The organism is Nonomuraea sp. NPDC051941 (assembly GCF_044593615.1).
In genome coordinates this window covers 1-24,191 of record NZ_JBIUCF010000042.1, presented here as the reverse complement: position 1 = coordinate 24,191, position 24,191 = coordinate 1, and the positions used below count along the sequence as shown (strand labels likewise).

At 69.7% G+C, this 24,191-nt stretch carries 27 protein-coding genes and 1 tRNA gene; 16 read left to right on the top strand and 12 right to left on the bottom strand.

The features are described 5' to 3' along the window. Positions 1 to 47: 47 nt before the first annotated feature. Positions 48 to 830 carry an oxidoreductase gene (locus ACIHFD_RS48520; RefSeq protein WP_397372670.1) on the bottom strand — a complete coding sequence of 261 codons (783 nt, stop codon included), beginning with the start codon at positions 828 to 830 and terminating at the stop codon, positions 48 to 50. A 311-nt stretch (positions 831 to 1,141) separates the two neighbouring features. On the opposite strand from ACIHFD_RS48520, the gene acs reads away from it, so the two are divergent. Then, a complete protein-coding gene (acs, locus tag ACIHFD_RS48515) occupies positions 1,142 to 3,115 on the top strand; it encodes an acetate--CoA ligase (protein WP_397372669.1) in 1,974 nt (657 codons plus the stop codon). Between the two features lie 174 nt (positions 3,116 to 3,289). Here the strand turns inward: acs and ACIHFD_RS48510 are convergent, their stop codons facing one another. Next, positions 3,290 to 3,421: a hypothetical protein gene (locus tag ACIHFD_RS48510; protein ID WP_350732724.1), complete on the bottom strand. Its 132-nt coding sequence runs from the start codon at positions 3,419 to 3,421 to the stop codon at positions 3,290 to 3,292. On the opposite strand from ACIHFD_RS48510, the gene ACIHFD_RS48505 reads away from it, so the two are divergent. The 3 genes from ACIHFD_RS48505 to ACIHFD_RS48495 are packed head-to-tail and all read left to right on the top strand — an operon-like array spanning position 3,420 to position 5,210. Then, positions 3,420 to 3,860, top strand: a complete 441-nt coding sequence (locus ACIHFD_RS48505) for a phage holin family protein (RefSeq protein ID WP_192789404.1) — start codon at positions 3,420 to 3,422, stop codon at positions 3,858 to 3,860. The genes ACIHFD_RS48510 and ACIHFD_RS48505 overlap by 2 nt on opposite strands. Further along, complete coding sequence (locus tag ACIHFD_RS48500; protein WP_363976932.1) at positions 3,850 to 4,770, top strand: alpha/beta hydrolase; 921 nt, start codon at positions 3,850 to 3,852, stop codon at positions 4,768 to 4,770. Before ACIHFD_RS48505 ends, ACIHFD_RS48500 begins: the two co-directional genes overlap by 11 nt. Further along, entirely contained in the window at positions 4,767 to 5,210 is a 444-nt protein-coding gene (locus ACIHFD_RS48495) for a DUF309 domain-containing protein (protein ID WP_397170554.1), read from the top strand. The genes ACIHFD_RS48500 and ACIHFD_RS48495 overlap by 4 nt, the downstream gene beginning before the upstream one ends. Positions 5,211 to 5,220: 10 nt before the next feature. Here ACIHFD_RS48495 and ACIHFD_RS48490 read toward each other — a convergent pair whose 3' ends face one another. Then, positions 5,221 to 6,411, bottom strand: a complete 1,191-nt coding sequence (locus tag ACIHFD_RS48490; RefSeq protein WP_363976938.1) for a MarP family serine protease — start codon at positions 6,409 to 6,411, stop codon at positions 5,221 to 5,223. An 81-nt stretch (positions 6,412 to 6,492) separates the two neighbouring features. On the opposite strand from ACIHFD_RS48490, the gene ACIHFD_RS48485 reads away from it, so the two are divergent. Further along, positions 6,493 to 7,005, top strand: a complete 513-nt coding sequence (locus tag ACIHFD_RS48485) for a HEAT repeat domain-containing protein (RefSeq protein ID WP_397372668.1) — start codon at positions 6,493 to 6,495, stop codon at positions 7,003 to 7,005. On the opposite strand, the gene ACIHFD_RS48480 is transcribed toward ACIHFD_RS48485, so the two are convergent. Further along, on the bottom strand, positions 7,002 to 7,649 hold the full coding sequence (locus tag ACIHFD_RS48480; protein WP_397372667.1) for an NUDIX hydrolase: 648 nt from the start codon (positions 7,647 to 7,649) through the stop codon (positions 7,002 to 7,004). The two genes, ACIHFD_RS48485 and ACIHFD_RS48480, sit on opposite strands and share 4 nt — an antisense overlap. A gap of 40 nt (positions 7,650 to 7,689) precedes the next feature. Further along, positions 7,690 to 8,412, bottom strand: coding sequence for an endonuclease III (nth, locus tag ACIHFD_RS48475; protein ID WP_350732715.1), 723 nt, complete (start codon positions 8,410 to 8,412; stop codon positions 7,690 to 7,692). Positions 8,413 to 8,498: 86 nt separating this feature from the next. On the opposite strand from nth, the gene ACIHFD_RS48470 reads away from it, so the two are divergent. Both ACIHFD_RS48470 and ACIHFD_RS48465 read left to right on the top strand, forming a co-directional pair. After that, entirely contained in the window at positions 8,499 to 8,939 is a 441-nt protein-coding gene (locus ACIHFD_RS48470; protein WP_397372666.1) for a hypothetical protein, read from the top strand. A 167-nt stretch (positions 8,940 to 9,106) separates the two neighbouring features. Then, positions 9,107 to 9,787: a Crp/Fnr family transcriptional regulator gene (locus ACIHFD_RS48465; protein ID WP_185069893.1), complete on the top strand. Its 681-nt coding sequence runs from the start codon at positions 9,107 to 9,109 to the stop codon at positions 9,785 to 9,787. Here the strand turns inward: ACIHFD_RS48465 and ACIHFD_RS48460 are convergent. Beyond that, positions 9,769 to 10,557, bottom strand: a complete 789-nt coding sequence (locus ACIHFD_RS48460) for an MBL fold metallo-hydrolase (RefSeq protein WP_397372665.1) — start codon at positions 10,555 to 10,557, stop codon at positions 9,769 to 9,771. The two genes, ACIHFD_RS48465 and ACIHFD_RS48460, sit on opposite strands and share 19 nt — an antisense overlap. Continuing rightward, positions 10,554 to 11,372: an NUDIX hydrolase gene (locus tag ACIHFD_RS48455; RefSeq protein WP_355202727.1), complete on the bottom strand. Its 819-nt coding sequence runs from the start codon at positions 11,370 to 11,372 to the stop codon at positions 10,554 to 10,556. Before ACIHFD_RS48455 ends, ACIHFD_RS48460 begins: the two co-directional genes overlap by 4 nt. Positions 11,373 to 11,588: 216 nt before the next feature. Between ACIHFD_RS48455 and ACIHFD_RS48450 the strand changes: the two genes are divergently transcribed. Continuing rightward, a complete protein-coding gene (locus tag ACIHFD_RS48450) occupies positions 11,589 to 13,574 on the top strand; it encodes a zinc ribbon domain-containing protein (protein ID WP_397372664.1) in 1,986 nt (661 codons plus the stop codon). Positions 13,575 to 13,581: 7 nt separating this feature from the next. On the opposite strand, the gene ACIHFD_RS48445 is transcribed toward ACIHFD_RS48450, so the two are convergent. Then, positions 13,582 to 14,043 carry a RidA family protein gene (locus tag ACIHFD_RS48445; RefSeq protein ID WP_397372663.1) on the bottom strand — a complete coding sequence of 154 codons (462 nt, stop codon included), beginning with the start codon at positions 14,041 to 14,043 and terminating at the stop codon, positions 13,582 to 13,584. After that, positions 14,040 to 14,195, bottom strand: a complete 156-nt coding sequence (locus ACIHFD_RS48440; RefSeq protein ID WP_211370275.1) for a hypothetical protein — start codon at positions 14,193 to 14,195, stop codon at positions 14,040 to 14,042. Before ACIHFD_RS48440 ends, ACIHFD_RS48445 begins: the two co-directional genes overlap by 4 nt. A 149-nt stretch (positions 14,196 to 14,344) precedes the next feature. Here ACIHFD_RS48440 and ACIHFD_RS48435 point away from each other — a divergent pair, with 149 nt between their 5' ends. Both ACIHFD_RS48435 and ACIHFD_RS48430 read left to right on the top strand, forming a co-directional pair. Further along, on the top strand, positions 14,345 to 15,346 hold the full coding sequence (locus tag ACIHFD_RS48435; RefSeq protein ID WP_397372662.1) for an ArsA-related P-loop ATPase: 1,002 nt from the start codon (positions 14,345 to 14,347) through the stop codon (positions 15,344 to 15,346). Then, positions 15,343 to 16,470, top strand: a complete 1,128-nt coding sequence (locus ACIHFD_RS48430) for an ArsA family ATPase (protein ID WP_397372661.1) — start codon at positions 15,343 to 15,345, stop codon at positions 16,468 to 16,470. Before ACIHFD_RS48435 ends, ACIHFD_RS48430 begins: the two co-directional genes overlap by 4 nt. Positions 16,471 to 16,521: 51 nt before the next feature. Here the strand turns inward: ACIHFD_RS48430 and ACIHFD_RS48425 are convergent, their stop codons facing one another. After that, complete coding sequence (locus tag ACIHFD_RS48425) at positions 16,522 to 16,818, bottom strand: WhiB family transcriptional regulator (protein WP_090771382.1); 297 nt, start codon at positions 16,816 to 16,818, stop codon at positions 16,522 to 16,524. Between the two features lie 243 nt (positions 16,819 to 17,061). Here ACIHFD_RS48425 and ACIHFD_RS48420 point away from each other — a divergent pair, with 243 nt between their 5' ends. After that, positions 17,062 to 19,308 (top strand): transglycosylase domain-containing protein, encoded by a 2,247-nt coding sequence (locus ACIHFD_RS48420; RefSeq protein ID WP_397372660.1) that lies wholly within the window; start codon positions 17,062 to 17,064, stop codon positions 19,306 to 19,308. 231 nt (positions 19,309 to 19,539) lie between these two features. On the opposite strand, the gene ACIHFD_RS48415 is transcribed toward ACIHFD_RS48420, so the two are convergent. Beyond that, on the bottom strand, positions 19,540 to 19,995 hold the full coding sequence (locus ACIHFD_RS48415; protein WP_350732699.1) for a GatB/YqeY domain-containing protein: 456 nt from the start codon (positions 19,993 to 19,995) through the stop codon (positions 19,540 to 19,542). A gap of 98 nt (positions 19,996 to 20,093) precedes the next feature. On the opposite strand from ACIHFD_RS48415, the gene ACIHFD_RS48410 reads away from it, so the two are divergent. From ACIHFD_RS48410 to ACIHFD_RS48390, 5 genes are all read left to right on the top strand, one after another. Then, positions 20,094 to 20,957: a metallophosphoesterase gene (locus tag ACIHFD_RS48410; RefSeq protein WP_357751412.1), complete on the top strand. Its 864-nt coding sequence runs from the start codon at positions 20,094 to 20,096 to the stop codon at positions 20,955 to 20,957. A 64-nt stretch (positions 20,958 to 21,021) separates the two neighbouring features. Further along, positions 21,022 to 21,095 (top strand) — tRNA-Pro (locus ACIHFD_RS48405). 119 nt (positions 21,096 to 21,214) lie between these two features. Then, entirely contained in the window at positions 21,215 to 22,039 is an 825-nt protein-coding gene (locus ACIHFD_RS48400) for a phosphotransferase family protein (protein WP_397372659.1), read from the top strand. An 81-nt stretch (positions 22,040 to 22,120) separates the two neighbouring features. Next, the gene (locus ACIHFD_RS48395) at positions 22,121 to 22,882 is read left to right on the top strand and encodes a GntR family transcriptional regulator (RefSeq protein ID WP_397372658.1); all 762 of its coding nucleotides are present in this window, start codon (positions 22,121 to 22,123) and stop codon (positions 22,880 to 22,882) included. After that, complete coding sequence (locus ACIHFD_RS48390) at positions 22,879 to 23,772, top strand: hypothetical protein (protein WP_397372657.1); 894 nt, start codon at positions 22,879 to 22,881, stop codon at positions 23,770 to 23,772. Before ACIHFD_RS48395 ends, ACIHFD_RS48390 begins: the two co-directional genes overlap by 4 nt. On the opposite strand, the gene ACIHFD_RS48385 is transcribed toward ACIHFD_RS48390, so the two are convergent. After that, positions 23,693 to 24,191 (bottom strand): hypothetical protein (locus ACIHFD_RS48385; protein ID WP_397372656.1); only part of this gene is annotated, 499 nt, incomplete at its 5' end. The two genes, ACIHFD_RS48390 and ACIHFD_RS48385, sit on opposite strands and share 80 nt — an antisense overlap.

Here is a 24,191-nt window from a genome sequence, read left to right as displayed (position 1 = left end):
CGGCGGCCCGGTCCAACGCTCCCACCTGCGCTTCCGCCGCCGCGACCTCAGCCTCGTTGCATCGCCTCGCAGATGGCGGTCGCTTCGCGCACCCCGAGACTTACTGCGGAGGCACACTGTTGTACCCACTGGGCGACGCCCTCCGGGGTCCCGCTCAGGTACGCACTCAGGCCCCCGGCGTACGAGGCGTGCTCCAGGTGCCCCACCTCCACGGCCACGAGGGACTTCGGGTCCAGGCCGTACTCGACCAGGGTCAGGCGCTCGGCCGCGCGCGCCACGATCCCGTCCGCCGCGCCGAAAGGACGCAGTACGGCCAGCTCGGCGTGCATGACGGCGGCCAGCACGATTGCGGGCGCCTTCGTGGGCCGTTCGAGCAGCCCGAGCAGCCCCTCCATGCGCGTCGCCGTCTCCGAAGCGCCCGGCGCGGGCCCCAGCCCCAGCGGGTCCGGCGCCTCGTCCACCGCCCGCGGACGGCCCAGGGCGGACTGCGGCGCCAGGCCGGCGGCCGCCACCGTGTGCAGGCGGGCCAGCACCTGCCTCGGCGCCGTCCGCCACAACGAGCCCAGACGGCCCAGCTCCGCCGACGCCCGCAGGGCTCCCTGGACCAGCGGGTCGTGGACCTCGTCCCGGCGCAGGGCGTCGAGGGACACGTCCACGCCTTCCAGGGACGCCGAGGCCCGGGCGCCGCGCAGGGACGACTCCGTCGAGACGGCCGGGCTGGCCCGGCGCAGGACACGGTGACGGTACAGCCGGTCGACGGCCTCCCTGGCGGAGTCGACCGCCTCGGGGACGCCGGGGAACTCCGCGATGACAGCCAGTGGGTCACTCACGGAAACCGACCTTACCGGCGGGTACGACCGCTCTCGCTCCACCGGGTGACGACCGTACCAGCGCCTCGAGGGGAGGCGGGGCGCGCTCAAAAGGTGACCGTGGGTTGAGAAATCACCGGGCGCCGAATATGCGGAGCCCTTTATGGGTCCCCGCCAGATTTCAAGATGACAACGTTTCAATAGCGGTTGTCATGCGACCTGATAAGCGGGGACCCCTCGGTACAGACCTGTCTAGACCTCTTGTGTGTGGAGGCCGTGAGCTGGTGAAGTGGGACACGACCTATCCAATCTGGCCATAGAAGGAGCACGAGGTGGCCCCGGAGACCCCCGGCAACGAGACCCAGGCGCTGTCGAACCTGCTACAGGAGAACCGCCGGTTCGCACCGCCGGCTGACCTGGCGGCGGCCGCGAACGTGACCGCCGCCGCATATGACGAGGCCGCCGCCGACCGTCTCGCCTTCTGGGAGCGTGCGGCCGAGAGGCTGGCGTGGGCCAAACGGTGGGAGACGACCCTCGAGTGGAACGCCCCCTTCGCCAAGTGGTTCGTCGGCGGCGAGCTCAACGTGGCCTACAACTGTGTCGACCGCCACGTCGAGGAGGGCCGCGGCGACAAGGTCGCCTACTACTGGGAGGGTGAGCCCGAGGGCGACACCCGTACCCTGACCTACAGCGACCTCCAGCGCGAGGTCAGCAAGGCCGCCAACGCCCTCCAGGAGCTGGGCGTCGGCAAGGGCGACCGGGTGGCCGTCTACATGCCGATGATCCCCGAGCTGCCGATCGCGATGCTGGCCTGCGCCCGCATCGGGGCGATCCACTCCGTGGTGTTCGGCGGCTTCTCGGCCACGGCGCTGAAGAGCCGGATCGACGACGCCGACGCCAAGCTCGTCATCACCGCCGACGGCGGCTACCGCAGGGGCAACCCGTCCGCGCTCAAGCCCACGGTGGACGAGGCCGTCGCCGAGTGCCCGCAGGTCGAGAACGTCCTCGTCGTACGCCGTACCGGCCAGGACGTCGCCTTCGGCGAGAAGGACGTGTGGTGGCACGACCTGGTCGACCGGCAGAGCGACCAGCACACCGCCGAGCCCCACGACGCCGAGGACCCGCTGTACATCCTCTACACCAGCGGCACCACCGGCAGGCCCAAGGGCATCCTGCACACCACCGGCGGCTACCTCACCCAGACCGCCTGGACGCACCACGCGGTCTTCGACCTCAAGCCCGACACCGACATCTACTGGTGCACGGCCGACATCGGGTGGGTGACCGGCCACTCCTACATCGTGTACGGCCCCCTCGCCAACGGCGCCACCAGCGTCATCTACGAGGGCACCCCCGACACCCCGCACCGCGGGCGGTTCTGGGAGATCGTGCAGAAGTACAAGATCACGATCCTCTACACGGCGCCCACCGCGATCCGGACGTTCATGAAGTGGGGTGACGACATCCCCGCGAAGTTCGACATGTCCAGCCTGCGCATCCTGGGCTCCGTGGGCGAGCCGATCAACCCCGAGGCGTACGTCTGGTACCGCGAGCACATCGGCCACGACCGCTGCCCCGTGGTCGACACCTGGTGGCAGACGGAGACCGGCGCCATCATGATCAGCCCGCTGCCCGGCGTCACCGCCGGCAAGCCGGGCGCCGCGATGCGCCCGCTCCCCGGCATCGCCGCCGACGTGGTGGACGACCAGGGCAACAGCGTCCCCGACGGGGGCGGCGGCTTCCTCGTCGTACGCGAGCCGTGGCCGTCGATGCTCCGCACGATCTGGGGCGATGACCAGCGCTACATCGACACGTACTGGAGCAGGTTCGACGGGATGTACTTCCCCGGCGACGGCGCCAAGAAGGACGACGACGGCGACCTGTGGCTGCTTGGCCGCGTGGACGACGTCATGCTCGTCTCCGGCCACAACATCTCCACCACGGAGGTGGAGAGCGCGCTGGTCAGCCACCCGAAGGTGGCCGAGGCGGCGGTGGTCGGCGCGACCGACCCGGTCACCGGCCAGGCGATCGTGTCGTTCGTGATCCTGCGCGGCTCGGCGGAGGAGAGCGACGACATCGCCGCCGAACTGCGCAACCACGTGGCCAAGACCCTGGGCCCGATCGCCAAGCCGCGCCAGATCCTGGTCGTGCCGGAACTGCCCAAGACCCGCTCCGGCAAGATCATGCGCCGCCTCCTGCGCGACGTCGCGGAGAACCGCAGCGTCGGCGACGTCACCACGCTGGCCGACAGCACGGTGATGAACCTGATCTCGGAGAAGCTCCCGTCCGCCAAGTCCGAGGACTGATCCCACATTCCAGGCGCATGTCCCGAAATATGGGGACATGCGCCTGGCTCTTGAGAGCCTGGGGCGAAGCCCGGAGTACCCGGCGCGGGCGCTATCTTGTTCGATCGGGTAGTTCTGGGAGTGATAGCGGGACTCGCGCTCGACAAGTTTCGGCGTGTTCGGGGCGCCTGGCTGTCAGCGCGGCTCGGCCTGGCGAAACTGTCGGAAGAGCTCCTGGCGGCGGTACCGCTTCACACGGTACGCGAGCGTCGCATCGCGCTGGATGATGTTTGACACGGCCACCAGGCCTCGATAGGAGACGTTCATGCCGCAGACTCCCGAGGAAGAATCCCTGGGCTCGCTGGTCGCCCAGGCGAGCAGTCAGATCTCGGACCTGGTCCGCTCGGAGATCGAGCTGGCCAAGGCCGAGTTCAGGTTCGACGCCAAGCGGGTCGGCACGGCGGGCGGCCTGTTCGCCGCCGCCGCCTTCATGGCGCACCTGTGCCTGATCCTCGCCTCGTTCACGATCGCGTTCGTGCTGGCGCAGTGGCTGCCCAACTGGCTGGCCTTCCTCATCGTGACCGTGTTCTACCTGGTGGTGGCGGGTCTGCTGGTGTTCATCGGGGTCAGGCGGCTCAAGGGACTGGCCGGGATGAAGCGCACCGCCAGGTCGATCAAGGGGCTCAAGGAGATCGCCACGCCTGAGGACGAGACGCTGCCGGCGGTTCGTCCCGATCGTGAGCCGGTGACACGTGATGGCACCTGACGAGTCGGTCGTACAGATCGAGGGACCCTGGACGCATCGCGCGGTCCACGCGGGCGGCACCCGCTTCCACGTCGTCGAGGCGGGCGAAGGGCCGCTGGTGCTGCTGCTGCACGGGTTCCCGCAGTTCTGGTGGACGTGGCGCAACCAGCTCGTCTCACTGCCCAAGGCGGGTTACCGGGCCGTCGCGGCCGATCTGCGCGGCTACGGCGGCAGCGACAAGCCACCGCGCGGCTACGACCTGCCCACCCTGGCCGCCGACGCGACCGGCCTGATCAGGGCGCTGGGCGAGACCGGCGCGATCGTGGTGGGGCACGACTGGGGCGGGCTGCTGGCCTGGACGATGGCCGTGCTCGATCCCAAGTGCGTGCACCGGCTGGTCGCCGTGTCCGCCCCGCATCCCCTGCGCCTGCGCAAGGCGCTGCTGGGCGACCCGTTCGGCCAGCTCAGGGCCAGCCGGCAGTCGCTGGGCCACCAGCTGCCGCTGCTGCCCGAGCACCGGCTCAGGCGCCGCGAAGGGGCCCTGGTGGGCCGGTTGCTCGACGACTGGTCGCGGCCCGGCTGGCCCGATCCCGAGACCGCGCGTACATACCGAGAGGCGTTCCGCATCCCCGCCGTGGCACACTGCGCGCTGGAGTACCACCGCTGGTTCGGCCGCTCCCAGCTGCGCCCGGACGGCCGCCGCTACGCCAGGGCCATGCGCACCGCGGTCGAGGCCCCCACGCTCCACCTGCACGGGGCGCTCGACCCGCGTGCCCTGCCGCGTACGGCGCACGGCTCGGGCCGCTACGTGGCGGCCCCGTACCGGTGGCGGCTGCTCGAAGGAGCCGGCCACTTCCCCCATGAGGAGATCCCCGACGTGTTCGACACCGAGTTGCTCGGCTGGCTGGCCGATCCGGAGCCCGACCGATGAGAGACCGCGATCCCGAGGGCAGGCCCCGTAACGCCAGGCCGCGCGACGCGTACGGCAGGCCGCTCCCCTACGGCGAACCCGGAGTGCCCCGGGTCCCCGACGACTACGCCCCCACCACCGAACAGGCCCTGGCCGACGCCCGCGGCTTCCTCGGCGAGGGCCTGCCGTTCAACGCGCACGAGGTGTTCGAGGGCCGCTGGAAATGCGCGCCAGAGGACGAGCGCGAGCTGTGGCAGGGCCTCGCGCAGATCTGCGTCGGGCTGACGCACCTGCAGCGCGGCAACGGGCGCGGGGCGCTGACCCTCTTCGGCCGTGGCGCCGCCAGGGTCCAGGGGTACGGCGGCGCGTACGACGCGGTCGGCAAGGCGGCCTCGGGGTTCGGCCAGGACAGCGACCCCGACGAGGCCATCGCCGCGATCCTGGACAAGCTGCCCGGCTGAGGGCCGGTCGTCAGTCGCACTTCTGGGTGCTGGCCGGGGTGGTGTCGTTGCGGCCCTGGGCCGCGTCGGGGGCGACCTCCTCGGCCGTCAGGACGTAGCCGGTCTCCTCTTCGTTGATCGCGGCGGCGAAGATCACGCCGTAGACCCGGCCGTCCACCGTGAGCAGCGGGCCGCCCGAGTTGCCGGGCAGCACCTTCCCGCGGATCGCGTACACCTTGCGCCTGACCGTGGCGTCGCGGTAGATGTCGGGCCCCTCGGCGTCGAGCTGCCCGCCGATCCTGGCCGGCTCCGCGGTGAACCCCTTGCTCTTGGGGAACCCGGCGATGATGGCGCTGTCGCCGCGCGAACCGTCGCCGTCGAAGGAGAGCTGCGGCAGGTCGAGGCCGGGCACGTAGAGGACGGCGATGTCGCGGCGCGGGTTGTAGCGCACGACGGTGGCCGCGTGCGGCGTGTTGTTGGAGTCGATGACCTGCAGGTCGCGGGTCACGCCGGCGACCACGTGGGCGTTGGTCATGATCCGGCCGGGGGCGTAGACGAAGCCGGTGCCCTCGATGTGCTTGTTGCAGCTCTCCGCGTTGCCCTGCACCTTGACGATGGCCCGCCGGGCGCGGCTCAGCTTGGAGCCCTGCAGCACGCTCTGGTCGGGCGGCGGCACGTCGACGATCGTGCCCGCGCCGATGGCGTCGAAGACGGGCGGGAACTCCGACCGGTCGATGAACTTCTTGAACGGCTGCTGCCAGTTGCGCGCGGCCTGCGGGATCACGTCGTCGACGGTGGTCAGCAGCGCGGAGTTCTTCACCTGGTCGACGAGGGGACTGAAGGCCGTGGAGACGATCAGCGAGCCGATCAGCCAGGCGATCACCAGCACGGACAACGCGCTGGAGAACGTGCCGCCGACCGCGTCGGCCACCTTGGCGGGCTCCCACGTGACGTGGCTGCGCACGACGGCGCCGAGCGTCGAGGACGCGAACTGGCCGATGGTGGCGGCCAGGAAGACGATCACGATCGCCAGCAGCGCCTGCGGGGTGTCGCCGCTGACCAGGGCCTTGGAGATCGGTGGCGCGATGAAGACGCCGAGCACGGCCCCGCCGACGAACCCCACGAAGCTCATCGCCCCGATGATGAAGCCCTGCCGGTAACCCGAGACGCCGAAGGCGATCACGAGGCCGATCAAGATGAGGTCAAGCAGATCACCGCGCACGTTTCAAAGCTAACCAGGGATACGGTCAAGTGTGCACGTCTTCCGCCAGGACGGCGTCACCGCGTGGCTACCTTGAGCGGTATGCCGTCGGCCGAGGAAACAGTGCGCGATCTCATCGAGGCAGCTCTGTGCGACACCGACCCCGACGGCCCCCTGCGCTGGCACGTGATCTCCGTGCTGCGGCAGCGCGGTGATCTGGAGTCCTTCATCGAGGCGCGCCGGCTGTGCGCCGCGGACACGGTGGCGGAGCGGCTGCTCGGCGTGGACATCATGGGGATGCTGCAGCCGTTCGTGGACCGTACGCTGCCGGTGCTGCGCTACCTGGCGGCCAGCGAGGACGACGCCATGGTGCTCTACTCGGTGCTGATCGCGTTCGGGCACCTGGCCGACCCGCGGTCGCTGCCGTCGGTGATCGAGCTGGCCGGCCACGACGACGCGAGGGTGCGCTACGGCGCCGCGTACGCGCTGCAGCACGTGCTCGGCGATCCCCCCGACCGGGCCGGCCTGGATACGCTGCGCGCGCTGGCGGCCGACAGCGACAAGGACGTGGCGGGCTGGGCCTCCCTGGGCGTGGCCCTACGCTCGTCCCGCTAACCCCTGGACGCCAGGTCGATCACTTCCTGCGGGAGGTCCTCCACCTGCGCGGAGTCCCACGGGCGCGCCAGCCCGCCCTCGCGCAGCACGGTGTCGAGCACCATCGCGGTGAACCCCCACACCAGCATCCCCCGCACCCGGAACGCGGGCCCCGCCGACCCTCGCGGATGCCGCAGCGTGACCCGGTTGGCGGGGTCGACCAGCTCGGCGATCGGCACCCGCTCCACGGACTCCACCTCGCTCGGCGAGGCCGCGTGCACGGCCGACGGCTCGCGCCACCAGGCGATCACGGGCGTGACCCGGTTGTCGCTGTGGCTGAGGTACAGCTCGGGCATCGTGCACAGCACGTGGACGCCCGCGGGATCGACCCCGGTCTCCTCCTCGGCCTCGCGCAGCGCCGCCGCGACGGGTCCTCCGTCGTCGGGGTCGACGCCGCCGCCGGGGAAGGCGGGCTGGCCCGCGTGCCTGCGCCCGAGCGTGCTGCGCTGGATGAGCAGGACGTCGGGGCCGAGCGCCCCCTCGCCGAACAGCATCAGCACCGCGGCGGCCCGCCCGCTGCCGTTGGGGGGCGTCCACCACCGCGGTACGTCGAAGCGCTGAGCCTGCGCCGCCAGTCGGTCGAGCCAGTCGGGCACTTGGGTCACGCATCCTCCAACACGCCGGGACACCGGGGACTTCCCGCGATCACGAGAAGGGGCCGGGCCTGACGAGCTTCTCGGCCTCGGCCGCCGCCGTGGGACCCGTGCCGTACGACGGGCAGAGCGCGGCCAGCGGGCACACACCGCACGCGGGCCGCCGTGCGTGGCAGATGCGGCGGCCGTGCCAGATCACCCGATGGGAGAAGATCGTCCACTCGCGTTTGGGCAGCAGCTCCCCCACGACGTGCTCGATCTTGACGGGGTCGGTCTCCTCCGTCCAGCCGAAACGCCGCACCAGCCGCTGGAAGTGGGTGTCGACGGTGAGCCCCGGCACGTCGAACGCGTTGCCCAGCACCACGTTGGCGGTCTTGCGGCCCACGCCGGGCAGGGTGACCAGGTCCTTCAGCTTGCCGGGCACCTCGCCGCCGTACTTCTCGCACACCGCCTGCGCCATGCCGATGATGCTGTTGGTCTTCGCGCGGAAGAAGCCGGTCGAGCGGATGATCTCCTCCATCTCGGACCGGTCGGCGGCGGCGTAGTCCTCCACTGTCGGATATTTCGCGAAGAGGACGGGGGTGACCATGTTGACCCGCTTGTCCGTGCACTGGGCGGAGAGGATGGTCGCGACCAGAAGTTCTAACGGGTTGCCGAAGTCGAGCTCGCAGTGGGCCTCTGGATAGGTGTCCGCGAGGATGCGGTTCATCTTGCGGGCCCGCCGTACCAATGCGAGCCGGGTCTCCGGCTTGCGCCCCGCCGCGTTCGTGGCCATGCCGCAAGACTAGAAGCTTCCGCGAACCGTTGAACCCAGGACGGCCCTGCTCGCGTACAAGGGGGCGACACGGAAGGGCGGTGGCCATGAGCGGTCAGGGTGCGGTGCTGTCGGACTTCGTGCGTACATCGGGGCCTTTGCGGGGGCAGGCGCTGCATCGCCTGGCCCTGACCTGCGCCTCCGCGGTGGCCAAGCTGCACGCCCGCGGCAACGTGGGGCTCCGGCTCAGCCACGAGAGCGTCGCGCTCGGCGCCCACGGCCAGGTGCTGATCGGCTGGCAGCCCGGCGTCACGCCGGGCTCGGCGGCCGACGACGTGCTGGCCTGGGCCGACCTGGTGGTCTTCGCGGCCACGGGCCGCACGGACGGCGACCCCGCCGTCCTGCCTCCCGCGCTGCACCTGGCGGTACGGCAGTGCCGCCAGGCCGACCCCACGGCCCGCCCGCGCGCGGCCGAGGTGCTCCGCGTGCTGCTCGGCCAGTCGGTGGCGGCCGCGGTGGCCTCCGTGGACGGTCTTCTCGCCTCCTGAGACTCTTCTGCGACACAGGGGAGGGTCGATAGCCCCTGAAACCAGGGCATCAGGTACCTTTCCCCTGGATACGACTCATCCGAAAAGCGCAGAACACTCCAGCATTCCCATAACCTGTGTGTGCCACGCAGAGTGGGGTGAGTCACAATGGCAGCAGAGGAGGCAGAGTGAACACCGAAGACGTGCTGGGCAAGGCCCCCCTGTTCGCCGCGCTGGACCGCGAGAGCGCCGCGGCGCTGCGTACGAGCATCACGGAGGTCCAGCTCTCCAAGGGACAGACGCTCTTCCACGAGAACGAGACCGGCGACCGGCTCTACGTCGTGCTGGAAGGCAAGATCAAGCTGTCCCGCACCTCGCCCGACGGACGGGAAAACCTGCTGAGCGTGCTCGGGCCGAGCGAGATGTTCGGCGAGCTGTCGCTGTTCGACCCGCGACCGCGTACGGCCTCGGCGACGGCGCTGACCGACGTGCGGCTGGCCGGGCTCGGCCACGACGACCTGCGCCCCTGGCTGACCGGCCGCCCCGAGGTGGCGCTCCACCTGCTGCGCGCGCTCGCTCAGCGGCTGCGCCGCACCAACGACGTGCTGGCCGACCTGGTCTTCACCGACGTGCCCGGGCGCGTGGCCAAGCAGCTGCTCGACCTGGCCGAGCGGTTCGGCACCAAGACGGACGACGGCCTGCGGGTGCACCACGACCTGACGCAGGAGGAGCTGGCGCAGCTCGTCGGCGCCTCGCGCGAGACGGTCAACAAGGCGCTGGCCGACTTCGCCCAGCGCGGCTGGCTGCGGATCGAGGCCAAGGCCGTGGTGATCCTCGACATGGACCGGCTCTACAACCGGTCCAGGTAGTCGAGCTGGGCCACGACCGACATCTCGGCGGCGGCCCAGAGCGAGCGGTCGACGTCGGCGTACACGATCTTGACGATCTCCCGCGGCGTGCGCGCGCCCGGGGCGCGCGCCGCCCTGATCTGGTCGAGGCGCTGCCGCCGGTGCGCGATGTAGCCGTCGAGCGCGGCGATCGGGTCGGGCAGCACGGGGCCGTGGCCGGGCAGCAGCGCCCGCGCCTCCAGGCCCTCCGCGGCCGCCCTGAGCCGGTCGAGGCTGCGGAGATAGTCGGCCAGGCCGCCGTCGCGGGCGATGATCGTGGTGCCCCGGCCGAGCACGGTGTCGCCGGTCAGCATCGCGCGGTCCTGCGGCAGCCAGAAGCAGAGCGAGTCGAACGAGTGGCCCGGCGTGCCGTACACGTGGATCTCCAGGCCCGCCACGCTCACCACGTCGCCGTCGTCGAGCCCTTCCTCGCCCAGCCGGTGCCGCGGATCGAGCGCCCGGACGGGGGCGCGCACCATCTCGGCGAAGCGCCTGGCGCCGCCGCTGTGGTCGAAGTGCCCGTGGGTGAGCAGGATCTCGGTGACGCGCCGCTCCCCGAGGTGATCGCGTACGCGGCGCAGATGCGACTCGTCCTCCGGCCCCGGATCGATCACCACCACCTCGTCCCCGCCGATGACCCAGGTGTTGGTGCCGTCGAGCGTCATGGCGGACGGGTTGGGCGCGAGCAGGTTCTCGGCGTGCTCGGTTCGGGAGCCGTCGGGCGTCCCGATCGGGATGTGCAGCCCGCTCACCGGGTCACCAGCCGCATCTCGCCCTGGATCTCCACGGCCTTCGGCATGATCGGCACGATCTCCCTGGGCTCGGCCAGGATCCCCGCCATGCCGTCGTGGGCCGCCAGCTCGCTCAGCGTGTGGTACGTCGGCGGCATCAGGAAGATCTCCCCCCGGTGCGCCAGCTCGATCGCCTCCGCGGGGCGCTTCCAGGCCACCTGGTCGGCCTCACCGCCGACGTCACGGGTGCGCTGGCCCTCCGGGAGCACGGCGACGAAGAACCGCGTGTCGAAGCGCCTGTGCTCGATCTCCGGGGTGATCCAGTGGGCCCACGGTTTGAGCAGGTCGGACCGGAGCACCAGGCCGCGCCTGGCGAGGAAGTCGGCGAAGCCCAGGCTCCTGTCGATCAGCGCCAGCCGGTCGGACTCCCAGTCGTCGCCCGTCGTGTCGGCGACCACGGAATCGGGCCCGGGACCCGCCAGCAGCACGCCGGACTCCTCGAACGTCTCGCGTACGGCCGCGCACACCAGCCCGCGCGCGACCTGCTCGCTCGCGTTGAAGACCGTGCCCCACTCGGCCGGTGACGGGCCGGCCCAGGCCACGGCCTGGTCGGTGTCGCGGGCGTCCACCGAGCCGCCGGGGAAGACGTACGCGCCCGCCGCGAAGGCCATCGTGGCCTTCCGCCGCAGCAGGTAGACCTCCGGCGAGGCGCTCCCTCGCAGGATCACCACGGTGGCGGCATCGCGGGTCGGGACCGGCTCGACCCGCCCCTCGAGGAGGTCCCGCGCCCGCGCGGCTAGCTCGGCTGGAAGCGGCAATCCGGTCACATCGGTCATAGTGCCTCAGGGTATGAACTGTTCCTCATATTCGCCATGCAGGTCTGTAGTTCTGCCGCAATCCTGTGCCTCCCTCTCTGAGTCGCGACAGATAAGCATCGCTCATACGTTCGACAGTATACAAACTCTTGGTAGTATTGCGATCACACATTGTGTCGATGAGGTGGGTGGGGTGCAGGTCTCGCCAGTGCCGCCTCTCAGCCCAAGGAACGGTGCATGAGTAAGCTCACCGCGACCGCGCCGTGCACCGCTCATACCGCGATGGTGGAGAAGACCGGCGAGGTCGTTGCTCAGCCGCTGCTGGTACGACGAGTGGCCTGGCTGACCTGCCTGGCGCGGGAGTTGGCCGCGCGTCTTGTCGCGGCCCGATGGAACGGGCCGGACCTCGATGCTCTGGCTTGCGGGGTTGGGCTGGACGGGCGGGCATTGCCGGCGAAGGGCTGGATGGCCGTGCGGAGGCTCGGCTGGGCGGTGGCTCCGGCTGTCGGCGTGTACGTCTGCGATCGGGTGCTGCGGTGCACACAAGAGCAGGCCGCACGGGCGTTGCGACTGGCGCTGCACCGGCGTCGCCTGGTGGCGGCGATCGTGACCACCTGGCCGCAGGATCCGCCGGAGCGTACCAGCGCCGAATGGGACGCGCTGCGCATGGCGTTGCCTGACGGGGTGAGCGCGGCGGAGGTGCGTAATCGGACCAGGCAGATCCGCGTCTACCACGGCGAGCACGGCGCACTGCCGGCCGATCTCACCGATCTGGAGGAGCCGCCGAAAGTCGCGGCGCAGATCGTGCTCGCCGCGGCCGATCGGCAACTGGTCACCCTGGAACGCGCCGGCAGCCGAGGCGCCCGTTTGCGGGTGCGGCTTCCCCTGGTCGCATCTCCCACTTCCGCCAAGGACTGGGCCTGGCACCTGCTGCCGATCTCTTTGCCACCGACCGTCCCGCCGCAAGGGACGTTGTGCACGCCCACTCTGCGGGTGGTCAAGGGCCGGGTGCGCGTCGATCTGCCGTTCCAGATCCCCGTCGATGTCGCACCCGCCACCGGTCATACGATCGGCTGCGGGTTCGACTGGGGCGTCAACACGCTGCTGACCGGCACCGCGGCGTGGCTGGCTTACGGCCGGGTCCTCTCCGACGGACGGCCACTGACCTACGACGCAACCGGCATCTCCGCCAAGCTGCACCGGCTGCGGGCCGAGCGTGAACATCTGGCCACCAAACGCCAACACCAGCAGCGGCTCCTGACAGGGATCACGTCCGCCGACCCGCGCTACGAGAAGCTTGCGGCGGCCTGCCGACGCGTTGGTGTCGAGCACGAGCGGGTGCGTGCGCGCATCCGCAATCTGAACCGAGCGCTGGCCTGGTCGGCGGCACGCTGGGCGGTCGACCAGGCCAGAGCCGCCAACGCTACGGTCATCTACCTGGAAGACCTGGCCACCCTGCAAGCGCGGGGGCGCAGGGGACGAGCAAACGCGCGACTGTCGGGGCAGGTGCGCGGGCAGATCGTTGCGGCGATCCGGCACCTGGCGGCCAAGCACTCCATCGCCGTGGTCACCGTCCCAGCCCGCGGCACTTCCAAACACTGCCCCCGCTGCGGGAACGGCTCGTCGGTGCTCCGGCACTGCCCGGCTCCCGACCGGTTCACCGAGAAGGGATGGGCATGGGCGTACTGCCCTGCCTGTGGTCTTTCCTGTGATCGGGATTGGGGGGCGGCTGAGCGGATCGTCTCCCGCGGCCTGCTCGGCCAGCACGCCACCAGCACCCACCGCACTACCGGTGCCCGCACCATCTCCACGGCGGTGGAGGGCAACGTGGCCCGCGCCCGCCGGCCGCGCAGGCCCGCCCGGGCGGCCCGGCGCGCCCGCCGCACCCAAACCGATCTGCACCCCCGACCGGCGGCACGCGATAGGTCCAAGAACCGTCCTACCCCGAAACGCCCCGGACGCCCCCCAAGCAACTCGGGCAACAATGCGACAGCCTCCCGCCGTGTGCCCGACCGGCGCACGGTGCCCGCCCCAACCCCCACAGGGAACGGACAGCGTCCGGCGGGCCATGCACCTCAGCCGTACCCGGCAGGGCATGTCAGGAATTCTCACCACCGGACCGGCTTCCACCACACCAAAGCCACCCCTGTGCTCGCACTTGCCGAACACGGGAGCGGCTCATGCTACGCCCGTCCGAGTTGCCTGATTCCTTCAGGGAGCTAAAGGGAATTCAAGACGCTACTTCGGCGATCAGCTCCACTTCCACAGGCGCGTCCAGCGGGAGGACGGCCACGCCCACGGCGCTGCGGGCATGCCTGCCCGGCTCGCCCAGCACCTCGGCGAGCAGCTCGCTGGCGCCGTTGCCGACCTTGGGCTGCTCGGTGAAGGACGGATCGCTGGCCACGAACACCACGACCTTGACGATCCGTACGACCTTCTGCAGGTCACCGACCTCGGCCTTCAGGGCCGCAAGCGCGTTGAGCGCGCAGATGCGGGCCTGCTCCGCGCCCTCCTCGGTGGTCAGGTCGGCCCCGAGCTTGCCGGTCCGCTGCAGCTTGCCGTCGACGAACGGCACCTGGCCGGAGGTGTAGACGAGGTTGCCCGTGCGCACGGCCGGCACGTAGGCGCCCGCCGGCGCCGCCACCTCGGGCAGGGTCAGGCCGAGATCCGCGATCTTCTGCTCGGGGGTCACTGCTTCTCCCTCTTGAAGTAGGCGACGAGCTGCTCCGGCGAGGCACCCTGAACGATCTGGACCAGCTCCCAGCCGTCGGAGCCGAAGTTGTCCAGGATCATCTTGGTGTTGTGGATCAACACCGGGGCGGTGAGGTACTCCCATTTCTTCATGAAGGTCAGCTTCTCATAAGAAACCCGCCCGCCGGCCTGCCTTGTGCCTGCTCAAGACCGTGGTCGCCGTTAAGTTCCCGCCAGGATGTGAGGAATCTCAAACGGTGGTCGTCGGCTTCCGGCAAGTGACCCTTCGGTAGCCTCGAATAGTGGACTCTCCGGACACGGATTGGGCCGGTGTGCGGCTGCACGTCGTCACCGGCAAGGGCGGCACCGGCAAGACGACCGTGGCCGCCGCTCTCGCGCTCGCGCTGGCCGCGGGCGGTCGCAAGGTGCTCCTCGTCGAGGTCGAGGGCAGGCAGGGCATCGCGCAGATCTTCGACCTGCCACCGCTGCCCTACGAGGAGCGCAAGATCGCTGTGGCGCCCTCCGGCGGCGACGTGTACGCGCTGGCCATCGATCCCGAGGAGGCCATGCTCGAGTACATGGAGATGTTCTACGGGATGCGCCGCGCGGGCCGGGCGCTGACCAAGATGGGCGTCGTCGACTTCGCCACCACCGTGGCCCCCGGCTTCCGCGACGTGCTCGTCACGGGCAAGACGACCGAGGCCGTGCGCAGGCGGGGCAAGAACGGCCGCAGGATCTACGACGCGGTCGTGCTCGACGCGCCGCCCACGGGCCGCATCACGCGCTTCCTGAACGTCACCCAGGAGGTGGCGGGCCTGGCCAAGGTCGGGCCGATCAAGAACCACTCCGACCTGGTCAACGGGGTCGTGAAATCTCCCGAGACGGCGGTGCACTTCGTGACGCTGCTGGAGGAGATGCCCGTGCAGGAGACGCTCGACGGCATCTCCGAATTGCGTTCGGCCGGGCTCCCCGCAGGGGGAATTTTCGTCAACATGGTGCGCGAATCACTGATCCCACAGGCCGCTCTTGACACAGCTGTCAAGGGCCGCTTCGACCCCGGGGAGCTCGTGCTCGGGCTGAAGGCCGCCGGGGTGGCCGACGGGGCGGAGGCCTCGGCGATCGCCGAGGCGCTCGCGGAGGAGATCTCCGAGCACGCCCACCGCACCGAGCTGGAGCGCGCCGAGCGCGAGTCGCTGGGCGAGGCCGGGCTGAAGAGCTACGAGCTGCCGCTGCTGGCCGACGGCGTCGACCTGGCCGGCCTGTACGAGCTGGCAGAGAGCATGCGCACCCAAGGAGCAGCGTGAAGAAGCCCGCCGCACTCGACATCGACGCGATACTCGACGACCCCGGCACCAGGATCATCGTCTGCTGCGGAGCCGGCGGGGTGGGCAAGACCACGACCGCCGCGGCGCTCGGGCTGCGGGCCGCCGAACGCGGCAGGTGCGCCGTCGTGCTCACCGTGGACCCCGCGCGCCGGCTGGCCCAGTCGATGGGGCTGACCGAGCTCGACAACACCCCGCGCCTGGTCAGCTCGCCCGAGGGCGGCGGCCAGCTCTACGCGATGATGCTCGACATGAAGCGCACGTTCGACGAGATCATCGAGGCGCACGCCGATCCCGTGCGGGCCCGCCAGATCCTGTCGAACCCCTTCTACCAGTCCCTCTCCTCCAGCTTCGCCGGCACGCAGGAGTACATGGCCATGGAGAAGCTGGGCCAGCTGCGCCGGTCGGACGAGTGGGACCTGATCATCGTGGACACGCCGCCGTCGCGGTCCGCGCTCGACTTCCTCGACGCGCCCGAGCGGCTCGGGCGCTTCCTCGACGGACGGTTCATCCGGCTGCTGACGGCACCGGCCAAGGCCGGCGGACGCAGCGCCTTCCGGCTCCTCAACGCCGGGTTCGGGTTGATGGCCGGAGCGATGACCAAGCTGCTCGGCGCGCAGGTGATCAAGGATCTGCAGACGTTCGTGTCCGCGCTCGACGCCGTCTTCGGCGGCTTCAGGCAGCGGGCCGAGATGACGTACCAGCTGCTGCAGGCCCCCGGCACGGCCTTCCTCGTGGTGGCCGCGCCCGAGCGGGACGCCATGCGGGAGGCGTCCTACTTCGTCGAAAGGCTCGCCGAAGAGCGCATGCCACTGGCCGGCCTGGTGGTCAACCGTGTGCACATGTCACCCGCCTCGGTCCTCTCAGCCGCCCGTAGCGCCGCGGCCGCCGAAGACCTGGAGGCGCGGGGCGAGCATGAGCTGACCGCCGCCGTGCTGCGGCTGCACGCCGGGCGAATGCAGCTCACCGCTCGCGAGCATCGCGAGCAGGAGCATTTCGTCTCGGCCCACCCCACGGTGCCCGTGGTGCAGGTTCGCGCCATGTCCGAGGACGTCCACGATCTCATTGGTCTGCGGCAGATCGGGGACTTGCTGGCGAGCGCATGAAAGTACGGCCGGCGGACGGCGCCGGCCGTACTACGGCTCGCCGGGCTTGGATCAGCCCGCGATCAGCTCGTTGGTTCGTTCGTACTCTTCCTTGGCCGACTCGAGCAGGTCTCGCCACGAGTCCACGTCAGGCCGCCGTCGAAGCAGCGCACGCCGTTCGCGCTCGGTCATACCGCCCCACACCCCGAACTCGATGCGGTTGTCCAGTGCATCGGCGAGGCATTCAGTACGAACCGGGCAACCCCGGCAGATGAGCTTGGCCCTGTTCTGCGCGGCGCCCTGCACGAACAGGGCATCCGGATCCGCACCCTTACAGGCGGCACGGGAGGTCCAATCCGTGATCCACATTGTTCGACCCCACTCCCCTTAGGTGGTCAGTCGTCATTTGGGGCCGACGGGCGCGGGCGCCGAGCCTCCGTATTCAGTTGCCGCAGAGGAGAACGTACGCAACTTCACGTTCGGGCCGACAGACCCCAGAGGACCAATTTCTCGCGGCCATCTTGACCGGGAATGACTAGTCACCCCCATCAGTCAAGGCGAAATGGTGTCGCGCTACCGATTCGGTCAGTCTTTCCACGTACTCTTGGTAGCGTGCAAGCGCAGCGCAAAGATCGCTCCAACCCCGTCCTCGCCATCCTGCGTCTGATCATCGCCGGATCGGTCGCCGGGGTGCTGGCCGCGGCCGTGGCCCTGCCCGCGATCGGAGGGGCGGGGATCTCCACGAAGAGCGCTGTGGAAAGCCTCAACCTCAAGCCCGAAGAGCTCGACGAACCCCCTCTTCCCGAGCGCACCATCCTGAAGGATGCCAACGGCAAGCAGTTCGCGCAGTTCTACTTTGAAAACCGGCAGTCTGTCCGCCTTGACCAGGTCGCCCCGATCATGCAGACGGCGCTGATCGCGATCGAGGACTTCCGTTTCTACCAGCACGGGCCGATCGATGTTGAGGGAACGGCCAGAGCGCTCGTGAAGAATTTGTCGGGCGGCGGCGTGATGCAGGGCGGCTCGTCGATCACCCAGCAGTACGTCAAGCAGGTGCTGGTCAACAAGGCCGAGACGCCCGAGGAGCAGGCGGCGGCCATCGCCCCGACGCTCTCCCGCAAGCTGTCCGAGCTGCGTAACGCGATGGCGATCGAGAAGAAGTACTCGAAAAACCAGATTCTCGAGAAATATCTGAACATCGCCTACTTCGGCGCGGGCGCCCACGGCATCCAGGCCGCGGCCCGGCGCTTCTTCGACAAGCCCGCCTCCGAGCTCAGCCTCGTCGAGAGCGCCACGCTGGCCGGCGCCGTCCAGAACCCCGCCCGCACCGACCCGAGCGTCGGCCCCGAGTCGCGGGCGCGGCTGCTGCAGCGGCGCAACATCGTGCTCGACCGGATGGCCGAGATCGGCAAGATCTCGCGGCAGGAGGCCGACGAGGCCAAGGCGAAGAAGCTGGGCTGGAAGAACATCAAGGCGCCCGGCGGCTGCGAAGCCAGCAAATATCCGTACTTCTGCCTCTACGTCCAGTACGAGATCCTCAACAACGAGGACTTCGGCAAGAACCAGGACGAGCGCAAGAAGCTGCTCCAGCGGGGCGGTCTGACGATCAAGACCACGATCGACCCGAAGATGCAGGCCGCCGCCGACAAGGCGATCAAGAAGTACGTCTCCAAGAAGGACAAGCCCGTGGCCTCGCAGGCCATGGTCGTTCCCGGCACCGGCGAGATCAAGGCCATGGCCGCCTCGCGGAAGTTCGGCGGGAGCAAGAAGAAGAACGAGATGAGCTACAACATCGTGGCCGACGCGGCACACGGTGGCGGTCGCGGGTTCCAGCAGGGCTCGACGGCCAAGGTCTACACGCTGGCCACGGCGCTGGAGGAGGGCCTGAAGTACGGCGACGGCTTCCCTGCGCCGGCGGGCTACCAGGCCGGCGGCTACAGCACGTTCAAGAACTGCAAGGGCGAGAACGTCGGCGACCCGTCCCACACCGTGAACAACTCCAGCGAGGGCGGAGCCGGCTTCAAGACGCTGCAGACCGGCACCTGGGGCTCGGTCAACACGTTCTTCCTCAAGCTCGAGGAGAAGGTCGGGCTCTGCAGCGTGGTCAAGATGGCCAAGAAGCTCGGGGTCAAGCGGGCCGACGGGCAGAAGCTGTCGGAGGTGGAGACGTTCACGCTGGGGGTCAACGAGGTCGACCCCGTGACGATCGCCAGCTCGTACGCCGTCTTCGCCTCGCGCGGGCAGTACTGCAAGCCGCTGGCGATCACGGAGATCAAGGACAGGAACGGCAAGGCGAAGCAGTACAAGCCGAAGTGCTCCCAGGTCCTGGAGGAGGAGGTCGCCGACGCGGTCAGCGGCATCCTGTCCGGCGTGTTCACCAAGGGCACGATGACGGAGGTGGGCGGCATCGGGCGCGACGCGGCCGGCAAGACCGGCACGACCGACAACTACGCGTCGGCCTGGTTCGCCGGTTACACCCCCAACATGTCGTCGGCCGTCAGCCTGGGCGACCCGCGCGGCACCAGGGGCAACGAGCTGATCGGGGTCACGATCGGGGGCCGCTACTACTCGTACGTGTACGGGGCCTCCATCTCCGGGCGGATCTGGAAGGACGCGATGCTGACCGCCCTGAAGGGGGTCGAGGCCGCGGAGTTCACGCCGGTGGACCAGTCGCGGTTCGGCGGGTGCACGGAGAACTGCGCGCCGAAGAAGCCCGAGAAGAAGGACAAGGACGAGGAAGGGCCGCCCACCGGGGACGGCGACCCGTTCGACATCTTCGACCCGCCGAACGGGGACCGTGGGGACGGGCCCGGCAACGGTCGCGACGACGGCGGCCCGGGCAACGGCCGCGGCCGCTGACTCCACCACTTCGAGTCCCCGCCGTGTGACGGGCCTGAGGCTCGCTCCGGGCCCCGCCGCCTACCCGTGCGGCGGGGACCCGCCTCCAGGCCCGCTGAGACCGCCTACAGGCCTTTCTGAGGGCCCAGCAGTCCGAGGGCCCTCCAGGCCCACGCAAGCCGACAACTCAAGCCCTGGGCCCTCTGGGGCGCCACGCCCGGCAGCGGGCGATGGAACACCCGGGAGGCTGCTCTACCCCGCCAGCCGTGCGCGGACGATGGCGGCCACGCGGCCACCCTCGGCCCGCCCGGCGATCTTCGGGTTGACCGCCTTCATGACCTGCCCCATGGCCTGCGGCCCGGCGGCGCCCGTCTCCGCGATGGCGGCGTCGACGATGGCGCCCAGCTCCTCGTCGCTGAGCTGCGCCGGCAGGTACTCCTCCAGCACCGCCTGCTCGTCCAGCTCGGCCTGCGCCTGCTCGGCCCGCCCCGCGTTACCGAACGCCTCGGCGGCCTCCTTGCGCTTCTTGGCCTCCTTGGTCAGCACCTTGATGACCTCGTCGTCGGTCAGCTGCCTGGCCTCCTTGCCGGAGACCTCCTCGACGTTCACCGCGGCCAGTGCCATCCGAATCGTCCGGAGACGCAGCTCGTCCCGGCTCTTAAGCGAGGCCGTCAGATCGGCCTTCAGCTTGTCCTTCAATGCGCTCATGCGCTCCATCTTGCCGTCTGCGCGGACTGTCCGGACGCCGCGCACCCGATGTCGGGCATCATGAGTAGGTGAGGAAAGCCGTCGCAGTGCCATTGTCCATGCTCGGTCTCGGCCTGGCCGGGCTGGGTTACGCCTCTGTGGTGGAGCGCAACTGGTTCCGCCTGCGCCGCTTCGACGTGCCGGTGCTGGAGCGCGGTCAGCGTCCCGTACGCATTCTCCATCTGTCGGACCTGCACCTGACGCCGCGCCGTACGATGCTGATCAACTGGGTCCGCTCCCTGGGCTCGCTGAAGCCGGACCTGGTGGTCAACACCGGCGACTCGATCGCGCACCCGGACGCCGTCCCCTCGCTCCTGCACGCCCTGGAGCCCCTGCTGTCCCGCCCGGGCCTGTTCGTCTACGGCTCCAACGACCTGTACGCGCCCAAGCCCAAAAACCCGGCCCGCTACCTCTGGCGCACCTCCAAGAACGACCGCCGCCAGCACGTGCCCTCCCTGCCCTGGGAGGAACTGGGGGCCGGCATGGCGGCCGAGGGCTGGCTCGACATGAACAACACCACGGCCCGCATCAAGGTGGGCGACCTCGACGTGGCGGTGGCGGGCATCCACGACTCCCACATCAACCGCGACCGCTACGACCTCGTCGCCGGCCCGGCCCCCGCCGACGCCGACCTCCGGCTGGGCGTCATGCACTCCCCCGAGCCCCGCAACATGACCCGCTTCGCCGCGGACGGCTACCAGTTCCTGCTGGCCGGCCACACCCACGGCGGTCAGCTCTGCATCCCGTTCTACGGCGCCCTGGTGACCAACTGCGGCATCGACCGGGCCCGTGTGAAGGGTCTGAGCCGCCACGACAACGCCTGGCTCCACGTCTCGGCCGGCCTCGGCACCTCCCCTTACGCCCCCGCCCGCTTCGCCTGCTTCCCGGAGGCGTCACTGCTTACCCTTGTTCCTCGCCGTTGAGGCGGTCACAAGTACCTCGGGAGTCCGCTAGACTTTTCCAAGCACGCGCAAGACCGGCGTGCACCGGGGTGTAGCGCAGCTTGGCAGCGCGCTTCGTTCGGGACGAAGAGGTCGTGGGTTCAAATCCCGCCACCCCGACGCCAGGTAGAAGGCCGCTTCCGATTTTCGGAAGCGGCCTTTCTCGTTGACCGGGCTCCTGGAGAGACATCCGGCCCTTTCTCTGGACGGCCTCGCCGCGACACGGACGTTGGTGAAACATGACCGAAAGCCCCATGTCCGCCGGCGAGTTGCTGGAGATCGCCGACGCCCTCCTCCCCGGCCACTCCCTCGACTCCGCTCGGGTCACCGAGGGCAATCTCCATCACGTCGTGCTCCTCCCGGGAACCGCGGCCGTACGGGTGAGCAAGCGACCGTCGTCGGCGGAGGCGATGCCGCGCCGCATGGAGGTGTTGCGGGAGATCGCCGGCGCCGGGCTGCCCTTCGCGGTGCCGGAGCCGCTCACACCCGTGACCCGGTTCGGTGAGCGCGCGGCGGTCGCCGTTTCGTGGATCGACGGGGAGGAGCAGCCCGAGGGGCAGGGCGACCCGGATCAGATCGGAACGTTGCTGCGCGCCGTGCGGGAGGTGCCCGTCACGCCGCGGCTGAGGCAACTGCTCTACGCCCCCAGGGAGAAGGGCTGGGCCGAGGTTCTGGCGCAGCAGGTGGTGCCGCGCCTGCCGGACAGGTGGCGGGATGAGTGCCGCGGGCGCCTGGAGGCGGCATCGGCCCTGGAAGCCGTACCGGATGCGCTGGTCCACGGCGACCTGGGCGGCGCCAACGTGCACTGGGGCCGGGACGGCAGGTTGGTCGGCGTCCTCGACTGGGACCAGGCCCATCTGTTCGACCCCGCCGTCGACGCGGCCCTGATGGCCTGGCACGGCTGGGACACGATCAGGCTGGCCGTGGACCCCGAGACGTACCGGCGTGCCCGCGCCTACGACGCCCCGTTCGGGGTCGGGCATCTCGTCGGGGTCCTTGACGGCCGTCCGCTGGTGAACGTCGACGGGTACGTGCGCAGCATCGTCGCCGGGCTCGAGACGTAAACCTAACGGTCTGTGATTTTGCGGTCACCATAGGGTCTCTTGGTACGGTGAGTACGTACAAGTGACCCAAGGAGAATTCAAGTGCCGGCCGGATCCGACCCCCGCGCGTTGTACGAACGCGTCGCGGACACCCTGCGCACGTCGATAGCGCGAGGCGAACTGGCGCCAGGAGACACGGTGCCGCCAGAGCAGGAATTGGCAGAGAGACATGGCGTGTCGCGTCAGACGGTGCGACAGGCGTTGCAGCAACTCACCAACGAGGGGCTGCTCAGCAGCGGGCGGGGCCGCGGCCGTACCGTGCGCTCACAGACGCGCCTGCGCTGGCACCTGTCCCACTTCGAGCACCGGGGAGGCCACAGTGCCGACGCGGACGCGTGGGCGACCGAGGTCCAGGACCAGGGCCGCGTCCCCCTGCAGGAGGTGAGCGTCGGCCTGGAGATCCCGCCGCAAGCGGTGGCCGAACGCCTCCACCTCGACGCCGAGAAGGACCTCGTGGTGGTCCGGCGCAGGGTGCGGTACGTGGACGACGTTCCCTTCCAGGTGGCCGACAGCTACTTCCCGGAAGACCTGGCCAGGGGGACGGCCCTGATGCAGCCGAAGAACGCGAGCACCCCCGGTGGCCTGCTCGCGTCCATCGGTCACCCTCAGCAGCGGCTGGTGGACGAGATCCAGGTCCGGATGCCCACCAAGGACGAGTCCGCCCGGCTGGGGCTGCCTGCGGGCACGCCGGTGGCCGAGCACATGCGTACCGGCTACGACGCCGAAGGCCGGCCGGTGCGGGTGATGGTCACGGTCGCAGCGGGAGACCGGCACACGCTCGTCTACGAACTCGATGCTTCATGACCGTGGCCGAGGCCGTGGACCTTTTCCACAGCGACCCCATGACGCAGCCGCTGACCTACCCGGGACACACCCCCACCACCTCCGGCGTGCTGGTGGACGACACGTACCTGCAGCTGCGCTTAGAGGAGGCCACCCCGGCGGACGACTGGCAGGCCGGAGACGAGACGCTGGGCGAGCTCCTGGCCCGGCTCGACCGCTCCCCGATGTCGGAGCGCCATCCGGTCGTCGCCGTGGGCTCCAATGCCTCGCCCGGTCAGATGCGCCGCAAGTTCGCCGGCCATGGGATCCCGCCGGTCATCCCCATGACACTCGCCGAGGTGGACGGCATCGCTCCGGGCTTCTCCGCGCACGTCAACCGGTGGGGTTACGTGCCGGCCGTGCCGGTGGAGGCCCCGGGCGAGACCTCGCGGCTCTTCGTGCTCTGGCTCGACGAACGCGAGCTGGCCGCGCTCGACCTCACCGAACCGAACTACTGGCGTCGCCGCCTGCCCGCCGAGCGCCATCCCGTGACGCTCGAATCCGGAGCTCTGCTCCCGCACTGCTTCGTCTACGTCGGCCGGCACGGGTGCCTGGTGGATGAGACCGGTGAGGCCAGACGGCTCGCGGATCAGCGGGCGCTCATCCAGTGCCTTCTGGACGAGTCCCCTGAGCTGCGTCGTCTGTGCGGGAGCACGGCTGAGGAGTTCGTCGCGTCCGTACGGGACGAGGCGCTCCGTGACACGATCTACCGGCTCTTCCCGGCAGAGCGACGCACGATGTCACAGCCCGGCCTCGTAGATCTGCCGCCCCACAGTCCCTCATTCGCAGCTGTCATGCCGACGAGTGGCGGCGCGTGTAGACCAGGCCGACCCACTGGGCTTTCTCCGTGTAGCTCGCCGCCACACGCGTGATTTTGCCGTTCAGGTCGATTACCACTGCACCCTGCGAGCCTTCACTGTGGCTGCCCTCGTAGAACAAATGCTGATCGTCCCACCATCCGATCGTCAACTGCATCCCGGTGTACGTGACACGCTTGACAAGCTTGCCTGTCTTGAAGTCCCACAAACAGTAGTACGATCCCGTGGTCGCGTAGCACAGCGTGAGAAGCTGTTTGCCCGAAGGCGAGAAAGCGTCCGAGCCCTGCTTCCAGCCGATCTTGTGCAGCGTGCGAAGTGTACGTCCGTCCTGCCGATACACACGGACACCTACGTCCGGCTCCCAGATGCCGACGGCCAGGGTGTGTCCAGTCAGTGGTGTATCTCGATCTTGTTTGATTAGCGGGTGGTCGGGGTCAGACGGCCTTCGAAGGTGATGGCGAAGGCGTTCAGGG